Consider the following 19,654-nt stretch of genomic DNA (forward strand, 5'->3'; position numbering starts at 1 on the left):
CGCGGCTCAGGCGGCCTTGGCCGTCGGCAGTTTCGACACGAGCCGCAGCGACACCGTCAGACCTTCGAGCTGGTAGTGCGGGCGCAGGAAGAACTTCGACGTGTAGTAGCCCGGATTGCCCGCCACTTCCTCGACGATGACCTGCGCGTCGGCGAGCGGCTTGCGCGCCTTGGTGTCTTCGGAGGAATGCGCGGGATCGCCATCGACGTATTGAAGAATCCAGTTCTGCAGCCAGCGCTCCATGTCGTCGCGTTCCTTGAACGAGCCGAGCTTGTCGCGCACGATGCACTTCAGGTAGTGCGCGAAGCGGCAGCACGCGAACAGATACGGCAGACGCGCGGCGAGATTCGCGTTGGCGGTGGCGTCCGGGTCTTCGTATTCGGCGGGCTTGTGCAGCGATTGCGCGCCGATGAATGCCGCGAAGTCCGAGTTCTTCTTGTGCACGAGCGGCATGAAGCCGTTCTTGGCGAGCTCGGCCTCGCGCCGGTCGCTGATCGCGATCTCGGTCGGGCACTTCATGTCGACGCCGCCGTCGTCGGTCGGGAACGCATGCACCGGCAGACCCTCGACCGCGCCGCCCGACTCGACGCCGCGAATGCGCGAGCACCAGCCGGAAGTCTTGAACGAGCGCGTGATGTTCGCCGCCATCGCATACGATGCGTTCGCCCACGCGTACTTGCTGCTGTTCGCGCCCGCGGTGTCTTCCTCGAAGTCGAACGCCTCGACCGGATCGGACTTCGCGCCGTAGGGCGCGCGCGCGAGAAAGCGCGGCATCGCGAGGCCGATGTAGCGCGAGTCCTCGGAATCGCGCAGCGAGCGCCACGCGGCGTGCTCGGGCGTCTGAAAGATCTTGGTCAGATCGCGCGGATTGGCGAGTTCCTGCCACGACTCCATCAGAAGCGCCGCCGGGTCCGCGCCCGCGATGAAGGGCGCATGCGCCGCCGCCGCGATCTTCGCGATCTGCGTGAGCAGGTCCACATCCGGGCCGCTGTGGTCGAAGTAGTAGTCAGCGACCAGCGCGCCGTAGGGCTCGCCGCCGAACTGGCCGTACTCTTCCTCGTAGAGCTTCTTGAAGAGCGGGCTTTGATCCCACGCGACGCCGCGATATTTCTTCAGCGTCTTGTGCAGTTCCGCCTTGGAGATGTTCAGCACGCGGATCTTGAGCGACTCGTCGGTCTCGGTGTTGTTCACGAGGTAGTGCAGGCCGCGCCATGCGCTCTCTACCTTCTTGAACGGCTCGCTGTGCAGGATCAGGTTGATCTGCCCGGTGAGCGTCTGATCGATCTGAGCGATCAGCGCTTCGATGGTCGCGAGGACATCGCCGGAAATCACGCCGGTGTCGCGCAATGCCTGCTCGGCGAGCGTGCGCACCGCGTTCTCCACGGCGTCGCGGGCGCGCTCGGACTTCGGCTTGAACTCCTTTTGCAGCAGCGTGGAGAAGTCGTCGAGTTCGGGCGCCGCGTCCAATACGGCGGGGCTTGCCTGTTGCTGGATGCTGAGATCGTTCATCGCGTCATGCTCCGGTGATGGGTTGGTCGGCGTCGTCGTTCTGACGAGGCTGGGTGGCGAGCGCCTTCATCAACGCGGGCTCTTCGAGCAGCCGGGCGATCAGCGCTTCGGCGCCGGTCTTGCCGTCCATGTAGGTCAGGAGGTTCGCGAGTTGCGTGCGCGCTTCCAGCAATTGCCGCAGCGGCTCGACCTTGCGTGCGATCGCGGCGGGCGTGAAGTCGTCCATGCTCTCGAAGGTCAGATCGACCGCGACGTTGCCGTCGCCCGTCAGCGTGTTCGGCACCTGCACCGCGACGCGCGGCTTCATCGACTTGAGACGTTCGTCGAAGTTGTCCACGTCGATCTCGAGGAACTTCCGTTCGGCGGCGGGTGCGAGCGGCTCGGCGGGCTGTCCCGCCAGATCCGCGAGCACGCCCATCACGAAGGGCAGGTTGACCTTCTTCTCCGAGCCGTAGATTTCGACGTCGTATTCGATCTGCACACGCGGCGCGCGATTGCGCGCGATGAATTTCTGACTGCTTTCCTTTGCCACGATGTTTCTCTCCTTTGCTTGTGTCCGGGGCCCGTCAGACGACGCCGCCCAGATGCCTGAATTGATGCGCGCCGTCCGGCGCGACGTCTTCGATGATTTCGATGAAACTCTTGCCGACGAGCCTGCGCGCGCGTTGCAACAGCACCGGCAACGGGCTCGACGGCTCGCACTCCGCGTAGTACGCGCAGATCGCGTCGAGCGCGTCGCTCACATCTTTCGCGCTCGCGATGCGCCGGGGCGCTGCGGGCCCGGCCGCGACGGCGCGATGCGCCGCCGGACCGGAGCCCGCGCCCTCTTCACTGCTGCTGGTCTCCATCGCCCTTCCCCCCGTATCCGGATCCAGCACCTCGGCCCGCGCCGCCACGAAGTCCCCGATGCGTCCGAGCGGCCGCGAAAGCGGACCGAAATCGAGCGCGCGCGCCGGCCCGACGCGAGCGGTCAGCGTGCTCTCGATCTTTTCGAGCGACGCCCCCGCCGACGAGAGCGCCGCGCACATCGCCCGCGCCGCGTCGATGCCTGCCTGCGCGAACGCCGCATCGATGGCCGCGAGCGTCGGCATCTCGTCGCCTTCGGAAAGCGGCGCTTCGCCCGCCATCACATCGAGCTCGCGCAGTGCGAAACCGCGCTGGCCGCGCGGCGCGACGAAGGGCACGTCGCGCAGCTCGCCCACGAGCCCCGCGTCGTCGACGAGCGCCGAGAGCGCGTTGACCCGCGCGGTCGGATCGTCGTCGTCGCTGGCATCGAGCTGCGGATGCACGCCGCCCCAGTGCCGATCGAGCAGCCCTTCGATCAGCGCGAGGCCTCGCGCCAGCCCGATGAAACCCTCGCGGACCGTGCCCGAACGCGTGTAATGCACCGCCACGCGCAGATCGCGCGTGCGTTCGAGCAAGGTCATCGAGAGCGAGTGGGCGAGCGTCCAGTCGGGCGGCGTGGCGGCGATCACGGTGCCGCCGTACTGGGCGTCGGGCTTGCCGGCGAGCGCCTCTTCCAGAGACCGGAAATCGGCGCTGTACTCTTCGTCCTCGCCGCACGGAACATCCGGCGAGAGGTCGGTGAGCCAGGCTGCGATATCTGCGCGATTCATGGTGAAGTCCGTAAGAGGCGTGGGTTAGTGTGCGAACCGGCGGTTCATTCCGACTTGTTCTTCGGGATGTTCCACTTGCCCGTCACCACGCCGCCCTTCTTCGCGCCGGTGTTGTCCTGCGGCTGATACTCCATGTTGAATTGCGCGAAATTGAGCGTGACGCTCTCGGCAATCTGATCGCCGCCGCCCGAGCCCACCGAATGGCTGCTGATGAGCACTTCCTTGAGCGTGATCTTCAGATACTCGACCGGCTCGTTGCCGCCCGCCTTGCGCAGCGTGAGCACGGCCTCGGGCATGTGCACGCCCTGGCAGCACGACTGCACGATCGTGGGCGAGCTTTTATCGACGTACTTGCTGATCGTGAGGTCCTGCACCGACGCGGTTCCGGTGCCGCCGCCCGTGCCGGTGTGCGTCGTGCCCATCTGCGAGCAGCCCCAGGACCAGCTCAGCACCTCGATCTCTTCGGTGTGACCCACCGCCAGAGATTCACCCTTGATATCGCCCAGCTTGAGAAACATATCCACAGCCATGTCAGTCTCCAGAGAAAAATGCGCCTTGCGGCACAGGCAAAATTCGCGTCGCCATTGGATCGCGAAGCTTGGTTTGCGGGCTATAAACGCACCGCATTGATTCGGATACCTAATTCATAACGATGCTTCGGCGCATTCGAAACGCCGCGCATCAACCCGAATTCAAATCAAAATTCATTCGCCGAGCGCGCGGCGGATCGCCGCCGCCACGGCTGTCGCGTCGCCGCGTTCGCAGAGCGCGGCCCAGCTTTCAAGCGTGTTACGACTCACCGCCGGTGCTTCGCAAAGCTGCGCAAATCGTGCGAGGGTTGCCGTCGAACCGGCTATGCTATGAAAACGTTCGCGTCCGATGCACGCGTCCAGCATGACCGCCATGCCTGCCTGCCGGGCGCGGTCGAGGAGGGTCTCCATGATCTGTCTCCTAATCGGTGGTTCGAGTGCGCGCCGTTGCGCGATCCGTGACCCGAAAACAGCCGCCCCCGCCCGCTTATTCCGCAAAAAAAATCGAAAAATTTTCGGAATAGATCGGCTTCTGGAGTGTTGTCAATCATGAGCGCGCCCATCACAGGAGCTGCCCCGATGAACGACGACGACCTGCCGACCGTCCTGCCGACGCTGTTGCCTCGGTTATGGCGGTTCGCGCTGCGGCTCACGCAGAACCAGCACGACGCCGAGGATCTGGTGCAGCGCGCCTGCGTGCGGGCGCTGGAGCGGCGCAGCCAGTTGCAGCCGGGGACGTCGACGCTGAGCTGGCTGTTCTCGATCGTGCATTCGACGTGGATGAACGAATTGCGCGCGCGTTCGATTCGCAGCCGCGGCAGCATGGACTGGCAGGACGAGGAGATCGAATCGTTCGCCGATCCTTCGGCGCGTAATCCGGAGCTCGATTTGCTGCATCGCCAGGTGATCGACGCGGTGGAGACGCTGCCCGAAGCGCAGCGGGTCGTGATGGTGCTGGTGGCGATCGAAGGCCTGAGCTATCGCGAGGCGGCCGAGGTGCTCGACGTGCCGATCGGCACGATCATGAGCCGGCTGTCGCGCGCGCGGCTTACGATCGGTCAGAAATTCAGCGTGCAGGCTCCGGCGGCAACCAGAAAAGGAGAATCCTTATGATGAATGTCGATGATTCGCTGCTGATGTCGTACGTCGACGGCGAGCTTTCGCCGGAACAGCGCGCGGAAATCGAAGCGGCGATCGCGCATTCCGACGAACTGGCGGCGCGCGCAGCGGCGCTGCAGGCGTCGGTCCTGCCGTATCGCGCCGCCTACGACCGGCAAACGGTGCCGCCCGTGCCGGAAAGCCTCACGCGCCGCATCGAGGAACTGGTGAGCGTCAGCGCGCCGCAAGAACGCAAGGCGCCGCGCGGCACGCGCCGCTTTTCGATGCAGTGGGCGGCCGCGGCCTTCGTCGCGGGTGCGGTCTGCTCGGGCGTGCTCACCGGTTATCTCGGCGGCTACAATCCGTTGAATCGCGGCGCCGATCCGTGGGTGCAGAGCGTGGCGGATTATCAGGTGCTCTACGGGCGCGACACGGTTTCCAATCTGCGCGAAGACAAGGCCAGCACGGAGCAGGTTCTGGCCGATATCCACCAGCGCGACGGCATGCCGGTCGATGTTCCGGACCTGCGTCAGGTCGGCCTCAAGTTCAAGCGCGTGCAGCGCCTGAATTACCATGACCGCCCGCTCATCCAGATGGTGTATCTGCCGGAGCGCGGCGATCCGGTCGCGCTGTGCGTGATCGAGGAAAACGAGAGCGACGCGCCGGTGCGCTCCGGTCAGGTCGGGGACATGAAGACGGTCACGTGGCGCACGAACCGGCTCGCTTACGTGCTGCTCGCGAAAGCGCCTTCGCTCGACCTTCAGGCTGTCGGCAACAGCATCGCCAGCGGGAAGACCGTTCCGCTTTACAGCGACCGCGCGGAGGGAGCGCGCGACAGTTAGCCAAACGCGTGCGCCGCGGCGTTCCTTCTTCCGGCCTTAACCAGCCGCGTCACGACGCGCGCCGCCGTCTTCGACCGCCAATGCATCGACTCGCTCGAAGATGGCGCCGCGTGGCGCTGAAGGATCGGCGATCGGCGCGTAGGCGAGTTTTCGGGCTTCCTTCGCTCCGATGCCAAAGGCGCGCATGAGCGCGTACATCGATTGCTCGGCGTAGTCGACGGGCGCGTCGCCGGATAAAAGCGTTTCGATGCCGTACATGATCGAGCCGAGCGCGATATCACGCGCGACGACCACATCCGCGACGTCGAAGCGGCCGGCATCCAGGGCCATCTGCAAATCCCGCATGAGGTACTCGTCGAGCAGACGGCCTCGCGATCCCCGTTTCGTGCCCACTCGCGTGATGAACGCGCCCCACAGCGGATAACGCGCCGCCATGCTCATGTAGAGGCGCGAACCCACCACCACGCGCTGCGCCGGATCGTCGATCGCGCGCACGAGCGGATCGATGACGGCGAGCACTTCGTCGCTGCTTTCGCCCGCCACCGCCGACAGCAGTTCCGCCGTCGTGCGGAAGTAGTTGTAGAACGTCCCACGCGCGACGCCCGCCGCAGCGATGAAATCGTCGATGGTCGGAGCGTCCGCGCCCTTCTCCGCAAAAACCGCCAGCGCGCTTTCGATCAAACGAATGCGCGTCTTTTCGCGTCGCAACGCTCCCACGCGCGTCCGATGATTTTCGCTCGATTCTGTCGCTTCCATTGGCTATCCCGTTGATCCGGTTTGATTTTAGCAGCGCCCACACTGTGCGGGTTTGTCCTGATCGAATTCATATTGACGCGTTTGTCATTTTGCATAGAATTGGAACTGACAAATTCGTCAATACGAGATTCAGCAAACCCGAGGCGCTTCGTCTCCGGGTCCACAGGAGGCAGAAATGAGGTTCGTCAGTTTCGAAAAGAATGGCCGTGCAACCCTCGGCGTGCGCGAAGGCGATTACGTGCGCGTCATCGGTGACGAGCCGCTGGAATCGCTGCTCGCACGCGGCGTCCGGCTCGATGAATATGCAAAGAGCAACGCGACGGAGGACAAGATCCCTGCCGCCGGCCTCAAGTACCTTCCGCCGTTGCAAAAGCCGCCGAAGATCGTTTGCGTGGGTCTGAACTACGCCGACCACACGAAGGAAAGCAAGTACGAGCAACCCGACTACCCGACGCTGTTCCTGCGCGTCAACACGAGTCTCGTCGCGCACGACCAGCCGATGATTCGTCCGTCCGTGACCGATTCCGAAGGGCTCGATTACGAAGGCGAAGTCGCGGTCGTGCTGGCCACGGGCGGCCGCCACATCTCGAAGGAAGCCGCGCTCTCGCACGTCGCGGGCTACGCGCTCTTCAACGACGGCTCGGTGCGCGAGTATCAGTTCAAGACGCCGCAGTGGACCGTCGGCAAGAACTTCGACGGCACGGGCGCGTTCGGCCCCGATCTCGTGACCGCCGACGAGCTGCCCGAAGGCGCGAAAGGCCTGCTGCTGGAAACGCGCATGAACGGCGAGGTGGTGCAGTCGGCCAGCACCGACGACATGGTCTTCGATGTCGCGACGCTCATCAGCGTGATCAGCGAGGCCATCACGCTCGAACCGGGCGACGTGATCGTGACGGGCACGCCCTCGGGCATCGGCTGGGCGCGCACGCCGCGCCTCCTGATGAAAGCGGGCGACGTTTGCGAAGTGTCGGTGGAAAAGATCGGCACGCTGCGCAATGTCATCGCCGACGAAGCCGCGCGCTAATTCCTTATCCGCGAAGCCGGTCGCAGAGCCGGCGCTTATCGAACATGGAGACACGGTCATGAGCGACCCTGCCGTAGCATCCGCATGCGCGAGTGTTCACTCGATCGATCACTTTGCGCTCAACGTTCCTTCGCTTGCCGATGCCGAGCGTTTCTTCAGCGCCTTCGGTCTCGATGTGACAGCGACCGCCGACGAACTCGAGTTGCGCGCAGCCGACGGACATCGCTGGGCGCGCATCGTTTCCGCATCGAGAAAGTCGCTGGCGTACTTGAGCTTCAACTGCTTCGAAGCGGATTTCGCGGCGATCCTCGAACAAGTCAAGGCGACAGGCGCGGATGTGATTGCATCGCCCGAAGAAGGCTTCTGGTTCCACGATCCCGACGGCAATCTGATCCAGGTGAAAATCGGCCCCAAGACGACGCCGTTCGACAAGGCACCGTGCGTCGTCGCATCGAGCCATGCGGACGAGCGCGGCGCGCACATGCGCTCGGAAGCGAAGACCGTGCGTCCGCGACGCCTCTCTCATGTGCTGCTGTTTTCACCGGACGTCCTCGGCGCGCTCGATTTCTACGGCAAGGCGCTCGGCCTGCGCCTGTCGGACAAGTCGCTCGACATCATCGCGTTCACGCATGCGCCGCACGGCAGCGACCATCATCTCGTCGCGTTCGCCAAGAGCAGCGCGCGCGGCTGGCACCACGCGGCGTGGGATGTCGATAACGTGAACCTCGTCGGTCAGGGCGCGTCGCAAATGGCCGCAGCCGGCTTTACGAAAGGCTGGGGTACCGGCAGGCACGTTCTGGGCTCGAACTACTTCCATTACGTGCAGGACCCGTGGGGTTCGTTCTGCGAGTACTCCGCCGATATCGACTTCGTGTCCGCGGGCGAAGCGTGGCCCGCCGGCGATTTCGCGCCGGAAGACTCGCTCTATCTCTGGGGTCCGCCGGTCCCCGACGACTTCATCCACAACACCGAAGCCGGCGTCGTCTTAGCAGACTGATCGCTTCACACCCTTTGCATCGATTCGATGGCAGCCGGTTCATCCGGCGCCAGGGCACAACTCGCTCTATTTTCAGCAGGTGAACCGAAATGACAGATCAAACCATTCTCGACGTCGCTATCGTCGGATACGGACCCGTCGGGCAATCTCTTTCGATATTGCTTGGAGAACGCGGCTATAACGTCGCGGTCTTCGATCGCTGGCCTTCGCTGTATCCGCTTCCGCGCGCCGTATTTCACGACCACGAGATCCGTCGTGTATTCCATGCGATGGACATCGGAGAAGACGTCGAGCGCATCTCGCAACCGTCGTCCAAGTATCAATGGTTCAACGCGGACTGGAAGACGCTCGTCGAGATCGACTGGTCGGCGGAATCGATCAGCGATGGACCGGTCGGTTATCTCTTCAATCAGCCGTCGCTCGAAGCGCTGCTCGACAAAAAGGCGAAGTCGCTTCCGAACATCTCAGTGCAACAGGGCTGGGAAGCAACCGCTTTGCGTCAGTTGTCCGACTGTTGCGAACTGACTTTGCGTCGCGGCGTAATGAACGGCGCAAGCTGGGATCCGACCGGCGAGACGCAGACGGTGCGCGCACGCTATGTCGTCGGCGCGGACGGCGCGAACAGCTTCGTGCGCAAGTCGCAGAACATCGAGTTCGATGATCTCGGCTTCCAGGAAGACTGGCTCGTGATCGATCTCAAGCCGAACGACGGCGTGAAGCTCGACGTACCCGACATCGGCCAGTGGTGCAATCCGGAGCGCCCGACGACGATGGTGCCGGGCGGCCCGGGGTTGCGTCGCTGGGAGTTCATGCGTCTGCCGCACGAATCGATCGAAGAGCTGCAAAAGCCGGAGAAGGTGTGGGAACTGCTGTCGCCCTGGGTCACCCCGGAGAACGCGACGCTCGTGCGCCATGCCGTCTATAAGTTCCGCTCGCTGATCGCACGAAACTGGCATAGCGGGCGCGTCGTGCTCGCGGGCGACGCTGCCCATCAGATGCCGCCGTTCATGGGACAGGGCATGTGCTCGGGCATTCGCGACGCATGGAATCTCGCCTGGCGTTTCGATCTGATCCTCAAGGGCATTGCATCGGACCGCGTGCTGGAAGGCTACACGCCCGAGCGTCGTCCGCAAGTGCGTGCGGTAATCGATGCATCCATCGCGATGGGACAGGTCGTCTGCATCTCCGACAAGGAAGAAGCGGCTCGCCGCGACGCAGCGTATCTCGCCGGCGACGTGCCTGCGCTTCCGCCCTTCCCCGGTCTCACCGATGGCCTGATCTGCAAGGACCCGGCGTTCGCCTGCGAAAGCGTGGCCGGACTGCTGAGCGTTCACGGCAAGGTAATGAACGTGGGCGAAGCATCCCGTTACGACGAAGCAGTGCCCAACGGCTTTCACGTCATTGCGCTCGACGCGCACCCGAACCGCTATCTCGACGCGCAAGGCAAGGCCGCTCTCGCTGCCATCGGCGGGCGTTCGATCGGCATTACGAGCGACGCGGACAAAGCCGTCAAGGATCGCGTGCTGCTCGACGTCAGCGGCAAGTACAGGCAGTTCTTCGATGAGCACGGCGTCAACGCCATCATCGTGAGGCCCGACTACTACATCTTCGGCGGCGTGAAAACGCTAGAAGACCTGCCGATGTTGCTGAGCGATCTCGTGTCGCGCCTTTCGGTCGACGAGCGCACGGAAGCGGTCGTCCTCTGACTCAAAACAAAAAAGGAAGAGAACATGAGGAAGACACTATGCGGGCTGGTCGCGGCATGCGCGCTCGCTCCGCAAGCCAGAGCGCAAAGCAGCGTGACGCTGTTCGGTATTCTCGACGTCGGCGTGAGCTATGTGAGCAACGAAAACGGCAGCCATAACTTCAAGGCCGACGACTCGATCTGGACGCCGAGCATCTGGGGCGTCCGTGGCATCGAGGATCTCGGCGGCGGCTACAAGACCCTCTTCGAGCTTGCGTCGCAATTCTCGGTGAACAGCGGCGCGGGGATTCCGGGACCGGGCGCCGACTTCAACCGGCAGGCTTTCGTCGGTCTGTCGAAGGACGGCGTAGGGCGCATCACGTTCGGCCAGCAATACAACCTGATGGCCGACTTCCTCTTCTTTCCGCCTGCGAAACTGGACGGCAGCTTCACGTATGGCGGCCTCTACAACATGCGCCAGGGGCCGTTCGCCGCGCTCGGCATTCCCCAGAATCCGACCGGCTCGTTCGACTTCGACCAGACCGGCGGAACGTCGCGCGTGTCGAACTCGGTCAAGATCGTCTCGGCCACGTTCTCAGGCCTGAGGCTCGGCGCACTGTACGGCTTCGGCAACACGCCCGGCTCGTTCTCCGCGAACAACACGATCGGCTTCGGCGTGAACTATGCGATCGGCGGCTTCGGTATTGCGGCCGCGTACAACGAAACCCGGTACGCGGCGCTGAACGACGGCCACGACGGCATCCGCAATTTCGGAGGCGGGCTCAGTCAGACCATCGGCGATGTGTATCTCAACGCGCTCTATACCAACACGCGCAATACGCTGACGGGCGGCGTCGTGCAGGCGGTTCAGGCCGGCGCCTTGTACACGTTCATGCCGGATATCCGCTTCGGCGCGAACTATCAGTACATGAAGGGCAACGCGCAGTTGAGCCACAACAGGGCGCAGCAAGTCACGAGCGTCGCTCAATATCTTCTTTCCAAGCGCACCACGTTGTACGCCGAAGCGGTCTTTCAGTGGACCGGCGGCGATGTCGAAGGCGGACACAACGCCTGGATCAACGGTGCGGGTCAATCGAGCACCACGCATCAGGTCATCGGCCGCCTCGGCCTGCAGACTTCTTTCTGACATCAATCGCTCGTCGCGTGCGACGACATCGCTCTACGATCTGGAGATCGCAAACATGGAACACAACAGGGTTTCAGGGTGGGATATCGCCTATGAGTGGAAAGCCGTGGCCTTGCTGTCGCTCGGCTTCGGACTGGTCGGTATCGACCGGTTCATGATCATGCCGCTCTTTCCCGTCATGATGACGGATCTGCATCTCGACTATCAGGACCTCGGGCACATCACCGGTGCGCTCGCCGTCGCGTGGGGCATCTCGGCGATGTTCATGGGCAATCTCTCCGATCGCGTCGGCCATCGCAAGGTCATCATTCCGGCGATCATCGTGTTTTCGTTGCTGGCGGGCTTGAGCGGTCTTGCAACGGGCGTCGGCTCGTTGATCCTGATTCGCGCCGTGATGGGCTTTGCCGAAGGCGCCTATACGCCTGCGAGCATCATCGCGACACTCGATGCATCGAAGCCGACGCGTCACGGCCGCAATATCGGCATTCAGCAGATGGCGCTGCCGCTCTTCGGTCTGGGCATCGCGCCGATCCTCGTCACGCAGTTGCTGAAAGTGCTGCCGTGGCACTGGATATTCGCGGTGGTGTCGATTCCGGGTTTGCTGGTGGCTTACCTGATGTTCAGGGTGCTGCGCAATACGAAGGCTTCGGCCGCTGCACAGCACACGGCGACGCGCGATGCCGCCACCCACAGATGGACCGATGTCTTTCGCTACCGCAACATAGCGTTGAACATCGTCGGCATGCTGTGCTGGCTGACGTGTCTCGTCGTGCTGAGCGCACTCTTCCCCAGTTACCTGATCGACTATTTGCACCTGAGCATGCAGCAGATGGGCTACGTGCTGTCCGCGATCGGTTTCGGCGGCACGCTCGGCACGCTCGTGATGCCGGCACTGTCCGACAAGCTCGGCAGGAAGCCGGTCATGATCTTCTCGGTGATCGGCGCGGCCGTCTTCCTCTTCCTTCTCATGCGGACCGGTGCGAACCCGACCTTGCTGTTCACGTACCTCACGCTCACGCTTCTGTTCGTCTTCAGCATGATCACGCTGACAGTGGGACCGTTGAGCGCGGAGTCGGTGCCGGCGAAGCTGATGTCGACGGCTTCGGGTCTGGTGGTCGGCATCGGCGAAGTTTTCGGTGGTGGATTCGCCCCGGCGATCGCGGGTTACATCGCAAAGCATTTCGGCATTCAGTACATCATGCATCTCGGACTGGCTGCGCTCGCGATCGGGTTTGTCGTGGCGCTCAGTCTGAAGGAAACGGCACCCTCCCGAACGCGTGTGCAGGCGGGTGCGGTCGCGCTGGATTGATGTGATTTCGCGTGGCTATAGGGATCGGTTGCCGGGCGGAGCCGATCTCAACACCTCCTGGCAACCCTGCAGATCGGCCATGAACGCCTTCAGAATGGAAGGCATGGAAACACCCCGCCGCGTGATCGCGCAGAACGGCCACTGTCCGCCCAGCCGCTCTGCGCTGATCCGGCGCATGTCACCGGTCTCGACCCAGCGCGCCGCGTAGTGATTGGGCAGGAACCCCACGTACGCCCCCGACAGAATCAGGATGGCCTGAGCTTCGACATTGTCGACAGTCGCTGCTGCCTTGCTCGCGCTCAACATGCGCAGATCATGCTGCTGGAAATAGCCGCGCGCGACGATCCGGCTCTCGGCGATCGTTTCGGACGACACGTCCGCATCGAACGCGCGCGCATAAAGCGGATTCCCCTTCCCGCAATAGAGGCCATCCGGTTCCGCATAAAGCTCGGCGTAGCTCAGGCCCGGCACATGAATCGGAAAGTGGCCGATGGCTACATGCAGCCGCCCGTCCAGCACGCGTTCCTCGAGTTCGGCAGGCGAGCCGACATAGACATCCACATGCACATCGTGCCCGCGCGAGACGAACTTCTGCAGCACATGCGGCAGCGGCGATGTCTTGTCGGAAACCGTGTTGTCGATGGTCCCGAGATAGAGCCTTCCCGAGATGTGCTTCTTCAGCGCATCCGTATCCATGCAAAACGCTTCCACCGCAATCTGCAGCCGCTGCGCCGCTTCGTAGGTCGCGATGCCATGCTCGGTCAGACGGAAACCGCCCCGGCCCCGTTCGCATAACTTCAGGCCGAGACGGGTCTCGAGCGTCGTCATCTGTTCGCTGATCGTCGACTGGCTGACGTTCAGGCTCGCCTGCGCCGCCGAAAAGCCGCCGCATCGCACCACGGCCATGAACACCCGCAACAACTTCAGATCTACGTCCTGCAACTGGGTCATCGGGTTCGCGCCTCCACGCGTCGTTGCTTCGGAAATTCCGATATGAACATCCGATACTCATGATTCTCGTGCCCGCCATTCCTGTTCATAGTCTCTCAAAACAACGCGCAGGCTCAACCTGCGGCCCATCTTGACAGAACAGGAGATGCAGATGCAGGAAAACAACTACGAATCCGGACGGCTCAATCTGCCGTTCGTCGGTCATTGCACGTTCGCGAAATCGCCGGTGTGCCTCGACTGGAACCGCATCGACGCCGACGTGGCGATCCTCGGTGCGCCGAACGACATGGGCACGCAATGGCGCTCCGGCGCACGCTTCGGGCCGCGCAGCATCCGCGAGGCGTCGACGCTGTTTTCGTTCGGTCACGCCGGCGCCTACGATCACGAAGACGACGTGCTGTATCTGAGCCGCGATCAGGTGCGCATGGTCGACGTCGGCGATGCCGACATCGTGCACACCGACATGGCGAGCAGCAACGCGAACATCGAGCTCGCGGTGCGCAAGATCCTGGCGTGCGGCGCGATGCCCGTCACGCTGGGCGGCGATCACTCGATTCACGCACCGGTGATCAAGGCGTTCGAAGGCAAGGGGCCGATTCACATCATTCACTTCGATGCGCATCTGGACTTCGTCGACGAGCGGCACGGCGTGCGCTACGGGCACGGCAATCCGCTGCGGCGCGCCTCCGAGATGGCGCATATCGTCGGCATGACGCAGCTCGGCATTCGCAACGTGTCGTCGTCGAACCGCGACGACTACGACGCGGCGCGCCGTGCCGGGTCGGAGATCCTGTCTGTCCGCGACGTGCGCAAGCTCGGCACGGAAGGCGTGCTCGCGCGGGTTCCCGAAGGCGCGGCCTACTATATAACCATCGACATCGACGGCTTCGATCCATCCATCGCGCCCGGCACAGGCACGCCGAGCCACGGCGGTTTCCTGTACTACGAGGTGCTCGAAATCATCCAGGCGCTCGCCCGGCGCAGCCGCGGAAACATCGTAGGAATGGACCTCGTGGAAGTCGCGCCCGCCTACGACCCCGCCGGCGTCACGCCGATTCTCGCCGCCCAATTGCTGATGAACTCGATCGGCTTCATCTTTCACGAGCGCAGCAAAGCGAATCGTTGAAGGCGCGCCCGCAGGCGAACGGTTCACATCGACATTCACGGGACTCGACATCACGAAGTCCCGGAAAAACAGGAGACGAAGTTGGATACCATTGTCCGCAATTATCTGGAGCGTTTCGGCGTTCAGGAAGCCACCACGCGCTTTTTGAACAAGCCGCAGACGATGTTCATCGGTGGCGAGTGGGTGACGGGCGGCGCAGGAGAGACGCTCGATGTCATCGAGCCTTCGACCACGGGTTGCATCACGCAGATTCCGCTCGCAACAGTCGGGGATCTCGACCGCGCGGTTCAGGCGGCGCGCAAGCAGTTCGACGGCGGGCCGTGGCGCAAGCTCAAGCCGCTGGAACGCGAGCGCCTGCTGCATCGGCTCGCCGATCTGATCGAAGCCAACGCGACCGAGCTCGCCGAAATCGAATCGATCGACATGGGCAAGTCCGCCGCGCAGGCCCGCGACGTCGACGTGCAGGGCACCATCGATACGTTCCGCTACTTCGCCGGCTGGGCCTCGAAGCTGCATGGGCGCACCGTCGAGCCGTCGCTGCCGGGCGACTATGTCGCCTATACGCGCAAGGAGCCGGTCGGCGTGGTCGGCATCATCGTGCCGTGGAATTTCCCGCTCCAGACGATGGCGTGGAAGCTCGCGGCCGCCCTCGCCGTGGGCTGCACGGCGGTCATCAAGCCGGCCGAGCTCACTTCGCTATCGACGCTGCGCTTCGCCGAGCTCGTGCAGGAAGCCGGCATTCCGGCGGGCGTCGTCAACGTCGTAACGGGGCGCGGCAACGTGATCGGCGCGGCGCTCGCGCGTCATCCCGGTATCGACAAGCTCACGTTCACCGGCTCGACGGACGTCGGGCGCAACGTGGGCCAGGCGGCCGTGAGCGATATCCGCCGCGTGACGCTGGAGCTCGGCGGCAAGTCGCCGGTGCTCGTGCTCGACGATGCGGACGTCGACGCCGCCGCGCGCGCCGTCGCTAACGGCATGTTCTTCAACTCGGGCCAGGTGTGCGATGCGGGCACGCGCGTGTATGTCCAGCGCAAGATCCACGAGCGCTTTCTCGCCGCGCTCGTCGACTACACGCGCACGTTGAAGATCGCGCCCGGCCTCGATCCCGATTGCTTCATCGGTCCGCTCGTGTCGGCGCTGCAAAAGGAGCGCGTGAGCGCGTATATCGACACGGGACGCCGCGAAGGGGCCGAGCTCGTCTACGGCGGACGCAGGCGCGATGAAGCCGGCTACTTCGTCGAGCCCGCGATCTTCGCGCATTGCCGCAACTCGATGAAGATCGTTCGCGAAGAGATCTTCGGGCCCGTGCTCGTGACATCGCCCTTCGATGATATCGACGATGCCGTGCAGCTCGCGAACGACTCGCCGTATGGTCTCGCCGCAGCCATCTATTCGAACGATGTGAACCGCATTCACAATCTGGTGCCGCGGCTGCGCGCGGGCAGCGTCTACGTGAACGCGCACAGCACGATCGACCCGTCGATGCCGTTCGGAGGATTCAAGGAATCGGGCTTCGGCAAAGACCTCGGGATGGAGCAGCTCGACCATCTGACGGAGACGAAGGCCGTCTGGATCACGTTGCACTGAGCGTCTCTCCCCTCTTACGGCATCAGCTTACTGATCGAGGTACGCGATGAAATCATACGAAAGCGCGGCGAGCACGAACGCGGCGGCGAGCGAGCACGGCGCGATCGAAGGTCATTCGATCGACTTCATTCCCGAGCACGAGCGAACCGACCGGCTCTCGCGACAGGGGCCTTTCTGGTTCCTCGGCAACTTCACCTTCTTTACGATGACGATCGGCTTCGTCGGGCCGAGCGTCGGTCTCACGTCGTGGTGGACGACGGTCGCCGGCACGCTCGGCATCATGTTCGGCACGCTGTTCATGGCGTTTCATGGCTCGCAAGGCCCGCATCTCGGCTTGCCGCAGATGATCCAGTCGCGCGCGCAGTTCGGCTATCGCGGCGTGATTCTCGTGCTGTTCGCGACGCTGTTCGTCTTCGCGGGCTTCAACATCGTCAATCTCGTGTTGATGATGCAAGGCCTGAAGACGCTGTTCGGCTGGGACCCGTTCAGGGTAGCGCTCGCGGTCACCGTGCCGGCGTCGATCCTCGCCGTGCTCGGCCACGACTGGATGCATCGCAGCTTCAAATGGGCGCTGTATCTGTCGCTTCCGCTGTATGGGCTCGTCACCTTTGCGGTGCTGATGCACTGGGTCCATGACATCCCGCTGCCGGCAGCGGCGGCAGGCGCGAATCCGCCGGCGCCGCTCGGCTTCAACTGGACAGGCTTCATCGCCCAGTTCGCGGCGGCCGCGAGCTATAACATCGCCTATGCGCCCTATGTGTCCGACTACTCGCGCTATCTGCCGAAGAACACGCCGGGCGGCAGGCTGATCGCGGCGGTTTTCCTGGGCGCGTCGCTGTCGGGTGCGTGGATGATCGCCGTCGGTGGCTGGCTCGCCGATCACCTGCACGCGAGCGATGTGCTCGTCGCGCTGAATCAGGTCGGCAGCGATCTTGCACCGGGGCTCGGCAGCGTGGTCGTCGCGGTCACGATACTCGCGTTCCTGCCCGTCATCGCGATGAACATCTACAGCGCGAAGCTCACGGCCATCACCGGCGTGGATTCGTTCAGGAAGATCCGGCCGACGGCCAGAACGCGCATCGTCGCGGTGCTGTTCGTCGTGTGCCTGCAGCTCGGCGTGGCGTTGAGCATCTACACGTCGGGCAAGGGATTGTCGGTGCTGAACATCTATCTCGTTGTGATGCTGTACTTCCTCGTGCCGTGGACGGCGGTCAACCTCACCGACTACTTCTTCGTCCGCAAGGGCCGCTATGCGATCCCGCATTTTTTCATGCCGCACGGCAGCGTGTATGGCGCGTGGGGCGCGCGTGGACTGATCTCGTATGTCATCGGCTTCGCGGCGATGATCCCCTTCTTCTGCATCTTCGATGGACAGGACGAAGTCTATGTCGGTCCGCTTGCACGGGCGATCGGCAGTGTCGATCTGGCATGGCTGGTCGGCCTCTTGGTGTCGGCGATCGCGTACTTCCTGCTCGCACGCTCGCTCGACATGAGAAAGGAAGAAGCGGTCATCGCTCACATCGAAAACACCCAGCCCCAGTACACGACCGGCGACAAGCGCTTCTAGGCCGAGCCGTCACTCAAGGAAAAGACATGTCAACCGATCAATACGATTACATCATCGTCGGGGCGGGTTCGGCCGGATGCGTGCTGGCCAACCGCCTCACCGAAGACCCGAATGTGCGCGTGCTGGTGCTGGAGTATGGCGGCAGCGATCGCAGCATCATCATCCAGATGCCGAGCGCGTTTTCGATGCCGATGAACACGAAGAAGTACAACTGGAAGTATCAGACCGCGCCGGAACCCCATCTCGAAGGACGCCAGTTGCATTGTCCGCGCGGCAAGGTGCTGGGCGGGTCGTCGTCGATCAATGGTCTCGTCTACATTCGCGGCCATGCCTGCGATTTCGACGAATGGGAATCGCTCGGTGCGCGAGGCTGGGAATACGCGAACTGCCTGCCGTATTTCCGGCGCGCCGAGAGCTACAAGTTCGGCGGCGATCAGTATCGTGGCGAGAGCGGGCCATTGTCGACGAACAACGGCAACAACATGCGCAATCCGCTGTACGGCGCATGGGTCGAGGCCGGCGCGCAGGCGGGCTACATCAAGACCGACGACTGCAACGGCTACATGCAGGAAGGCTTCGGCGCGATGCACATGACGGTCAAGGACGGCGTGCGCTGGTCCACCGCGAATGCCTATCTGCGCCCGGCGATGACGCGGCCCAACCTGCATGTCGTGACCCACGCGATGACACGTCGCGTGCTGATCGAAGGCAAGCGCGCGGTGGGCGTCGTCTACGATCAGGGCGGCGTGACGCATACCGCGCGCTGCCGCGCGGAAGTGCTTATTTCTTCGGGGCCGATCGGTTCGCCTCATCTGCTTCAGCGCTCGGGCATCGGGCCGGCGGAGGTGCTGCGGCGCGCGGGCGTGGAGGTCCGGCACGATCTGCCGGGCGTCGGAGAGAACCTTCAGGATCACGCCGAGATTTATATCCAGTACGCATGCAAGCAGCCGGTCACGCTCAACAGCAGGATGGACCCGTTCAGCAAGTTCATGATCGGGCTGCGCTGGCTGCTGTTCAAGGATGGGCTCGGGGCCAGCAATCACTTCGAAGCCGGCGGCTTCATCCGCTCGGAAGCGGGCCTGCGCTGGCCGGACATCCAGTTCCACTTCCTGCCCGCCGCCATGCGCTATGACGGCGACAAGCCACTCAAGGGACACGGCTTCATGGTGCTCACCGGCCCCAACAAGCCGAAGAGCCGGGGTTACGTGCGCCTGAACGAAGCCGATCCCTATGCGCATCCCGAGATCCGCTTCAACTATCTCGAACGCGAGGAAGATCGGGAAGGATTCCGGCGATGCGTGCGCCTAACGCGCGAGATCATCACGCAACCGGCGATGGATCCGTTTCGCGATGTCGAGCTTGCGCCCGGCCCCGGCGTCCAGACCGACGACGAGATCGACGCCTTTGTCCGCGCGAACCTGGAAAGCACGATGCATCCTTGCGGATCATGCCGCATGGGCGAAGACGCGATGGCCGTGGTGGATTCGGAACTGCGGGTGCGGGGAATGGACGGGCTGCGCGTGATCGACTCGTCCGTTTTTCCGACCGAGCCGAACGGCAACCTGAACGCGCCCACGATCATGCTGGCCGAACGTGCCGCCGATCTGGTGAAAGGCGGTCCCATGCTCGAACCTTCGCACGCGGATGTGGGTCTCGCGGAAGGTTGGGAAACGCGGCAACGAACGCATCAGCCCAGGCGCAAGTTGCATCACGCCTGAACGACGGGCGCGTTGTCGATGCACGGGCGGCGAAACGGCCGTTCGGCCGGAAATGTCCGCCCGTGCACTTCGGCCAAGCCGCCGCGAGGGAAAACCCTCATCATCGGATTTCAGCCCCACAGCCCCGCCCCGCGCGGCACACACGATGCACCCCGACCGATCGTTACCCTGACGATAACGAACGCATTCC

At 63.5% G+C, this 19,654-nt stretch carries 18 protein-coding genes; 11 read left to right on the top strand and 7 right to left on the bottom strand.

The window, feature by feature from the left end; genetic code table 11:
* Positions 1-6 precede the first annotated feature (6 nt).
* The 5 genes from tssC to IAG25_RS03685 all read right to left on the bottom strand — a co-directional run bounded on the left by tssC (position 7) and on the right by IAG25_RS03685 (position 4,066).
* Positions 7-1,509 (bottom strand): type VI secretion system contractile sheath large subunit, encoded by a 1,503-nt coding sequence (gene tssC / locus IAG25_RS03665; RefSeq protein ID WP_187603563.1) that lies wholly within the window; start codon positions 1,507-1,509, stop codon positions 7-9.
* A 4-nt stretch (positions 1,510-1,513) separates the two neighbouring features.
* Positions 1,514-2,041 carry a type VI secretion system contractile sheath small subunit gene (gene tssB / locus IAG25_RS03670; protein ID WP_187603564.1) on the bottom strand — a complete coding sequence of 176 codons (528 nt, stop codon included), beginning with the start codon at positions 2,039-2,041 and terminating at the stop codon, positions 1,514-1,516.
* A 34-nt stretch (positions 2,042-2,075) separates the two neighbouring features.
* A complete protein-coding gene (tssA, locus tag IAG25_RS03675; protein WP_187603565.1) occupies positions 2,076-3,125 on the bottom strand; it encodes a type VI secretion system protein TssA in 1,050 nt (349 codons plus the stop codon).
* A 44-nt stretch (positions 3,126-3,169) separates the two neighbouring features.
* Positions 3,170-3,655, bottom strand: a complete 486-nt coding sequence (locus IAG25_RS03680; RefSeq protein WP_035498968.1) for an Hcp family type VI secretion system effector — start codon at positions 3,653-3,655, stop codon at positions 3,170-3,172.
* A 174-nt stretch (positions 3,656-3,829) separates the two neighbouring features.
* Positions 3,830-4,066, bottom strand: a complete 237-nt coding sequence (locus IAG25_RS03685) for a hypothetical protein (RefSeq protein WP_035498969.1) — start codon at positions 4,064-4,066, stop codon at positions 3,830-3,832.
* 168 nt (positions 4,067-4,234) lie between these two features.
* Here IAG25_RS03685 and IAG25_RS03690 point away from each other — a divergent pair, with 168 nt between their 5' ends.
* Positions 4,235-4,768 (top strand): RNA polymerase sigma factor, encoded by a 534-nt coding sequence (locus IAG25_RS03690; RefSeq protein ID WP_035498970.1) that lies wholly within the window; start codon positions 4,235-4,237, stop codon positions 4,766-4,768.
* Complete coding sequence (locus tag IAG25_RS03695) at positions 4,765-5,595, top strand: anti-sigma factor family protein (protein ID WP_238211708.1); 831 nt, start codon at positions 4,765-4,767, stop codon at positions 5,593-5,595. The genes IAG25_RS03690 and IAG25_RS03695 overlap by 4 nt, the downstream gene beginning before the upstream one ends.
* A 36-nt stretch (positions 5,596-5,631) precedes the next feature.
* Here IAG25_RS03695 and IAG25_RS03700 read toward each other — a convergent pair whose 3' ends face one another.
* Entirely contained in the window at positions 5,632-6,351 is a 720-nt protein-coding gene (locus IAG25_RS03700) for a TetR/AcrR family transcriptional regulator (RefSeq protein ID WP_187603566.1), read from the bottom strand.
* 175 nt (positions 6,352-6,526) lie between these two features.
* Here IAG25_RS03700 and IAG25_RS03705 point away from each other — a divergent pair, with 175 nt between their 5' ends.
* The 5 genes from IAG25_RS03705 (at position 6,527) to IAG25_RS03725 (ending at position 12,512) form a co-directional block, all read left to right on the top strand.
* Positions 6,527-7,375, top strand: a complete 849-nt coding sequence (locus IAG25_RS03705; protein WP_187603567.1) for a fumarylacetoacetate hydrolase family protein — start codon at positions 6,527-6,529, stop codon at positions 7,373-7,375.
* A 58-nt stretch (positions 7,376-7,433) separates the two neighbouring features.
* Positions 7,434-8,372 carry a VOC family protein gene (locus IAG25_RS03710; RefSeq protein ID WP_187603568.1) on the top strand — a complete coding sequence of 313 codons (939 nt, stop codon included), beginning with the start codon at positions 7,434-7,436 and terminating at the stop codon, positions 8,370-8,372.
* 89 nt (positions 8,373-8,461) lie between these two features.
* Positions 8,462-10,078: a bifunctional 3-(3-hydroxy-phenyl)propionate/3-hydroxycinnamic acid hydroxylase MhpA gene (gene mhpA, locus IAG25_RS03715; protein ID WP_187603569.1), complete on the top strand. Its 1,617-nt coding sequence runs from the start codon at positions 8,462-8,464 to the stop codon at positions 10,076-10,078.
* Between the two features lie 24 nt (positions 10,079-10,102).
* The gene (locus tag IAG25_RS03720; RefSeq protein WP_187603570.1) at positions 10,103-11,203 is read left to right on the top strand and encodes a porin; all 1,101 of its coding nucleotides are present in this window, start codon (positions 10,103-10,105) and stop codon (positions 11,201-11,203) included.
* A gap of 55 nt (positions 11,204-11,258) precedes the next feature.
* Positions 11,259-12,512 carry an MFS transporter gene (locus IAG25_RS03725; RefSeq protein WP_187603571.1) on the top strand — a complete coding sequence of 418 codons (1,254 nt, stop codon included), beginning with the start codon at positions 11,259-11,261 and terminating at the stop codon, positions 12,510-12,512.
* 15 nt (positions 12,513-12,527) lie between these two features.
* On the opposite strand, the gene IAG25_RS03730 is transcribed toward IAG25_RS03725, so the two are convergent.
* Positions 12,528-13,463, bottom strand: a complete 936-nt coding sequence (locus IAG25_RS03730) for a LysR family transcriptional regulator (RefSeq protein ID WP_187603572.1) — start codon at positions 13,461-13,463, stop codon at positions 12,528-12,530.
* A 151-nt stretch (positions 13,464-13,614) separates the two neighbouring features.
* Here IAG25_RS03730 and speB point away from each other — a divergent pair, with 151 nt between their 5' ends.
* The 4 genes from speB (at position 13,615) to betA (ending at position 19,464) form a co-directional block, all read left to right on the top strand.
* Positions 13,615-14,589 carry an agmatinase gene (speB, locus tag IAG25_RS03735; protein WP_187603573.1) on the top strand — a complete coding sequence of 325 codons (975 nt, stop codon included), beginning with the start codon at positions 13,615-13,617 and terminating at the stop codon, positions 14,587-14,589.
* Between the two features lie 81 nt (positions 14,590-14,670).
* Positions 14,671-16,179 (top strand): aldehyde dehydrogenase family protein, encoded by a 1,509-nt coding sequence (locus IAG25_RS03740; protein WP_187603574.1) that lies wholly within the window; start codon positions 14,671-14,673, stop codon positions 16,177-16,179.
* Between the two features lie 46 nt (positions 16,180-16,225).
* Complete coding sequence (locus tag IAG25_RS03745; protein WP_187603575.1) at positions 16,226-17,746, top strand: purine-cytosine permease family protein; 1,521 nt, start codon at positions 16,226-16,228, stop codon at positions 17,744-17,746.
* A gap of 26 nt (positions 17,747-17,772) precedes the next feature.
* Positions 17,773-19,464: a choline dehydrogenase gene (betA, locus tag IAG25_RS03750; RefSeq protein ID WP_187603576.1), complete on the top strand. Its 1,692-nt coding sequence runs from the start codon at positions 17,773-17,775 to the stop codon at positions 19,462-19,464.
* Positions 19,465-19,654: the final 190 nt, after the last annotated feature.

The organism is Caballeronia sp. EK, from assembly GCF_014384845.1.
GTDB classification, from domain to species: Bacteria; Pseudomonadota; Gammaproteobacteria; order Burkholderiales; family Burkholderiaceae; genus Caballeronia; species Caballeronia jiangsuensis.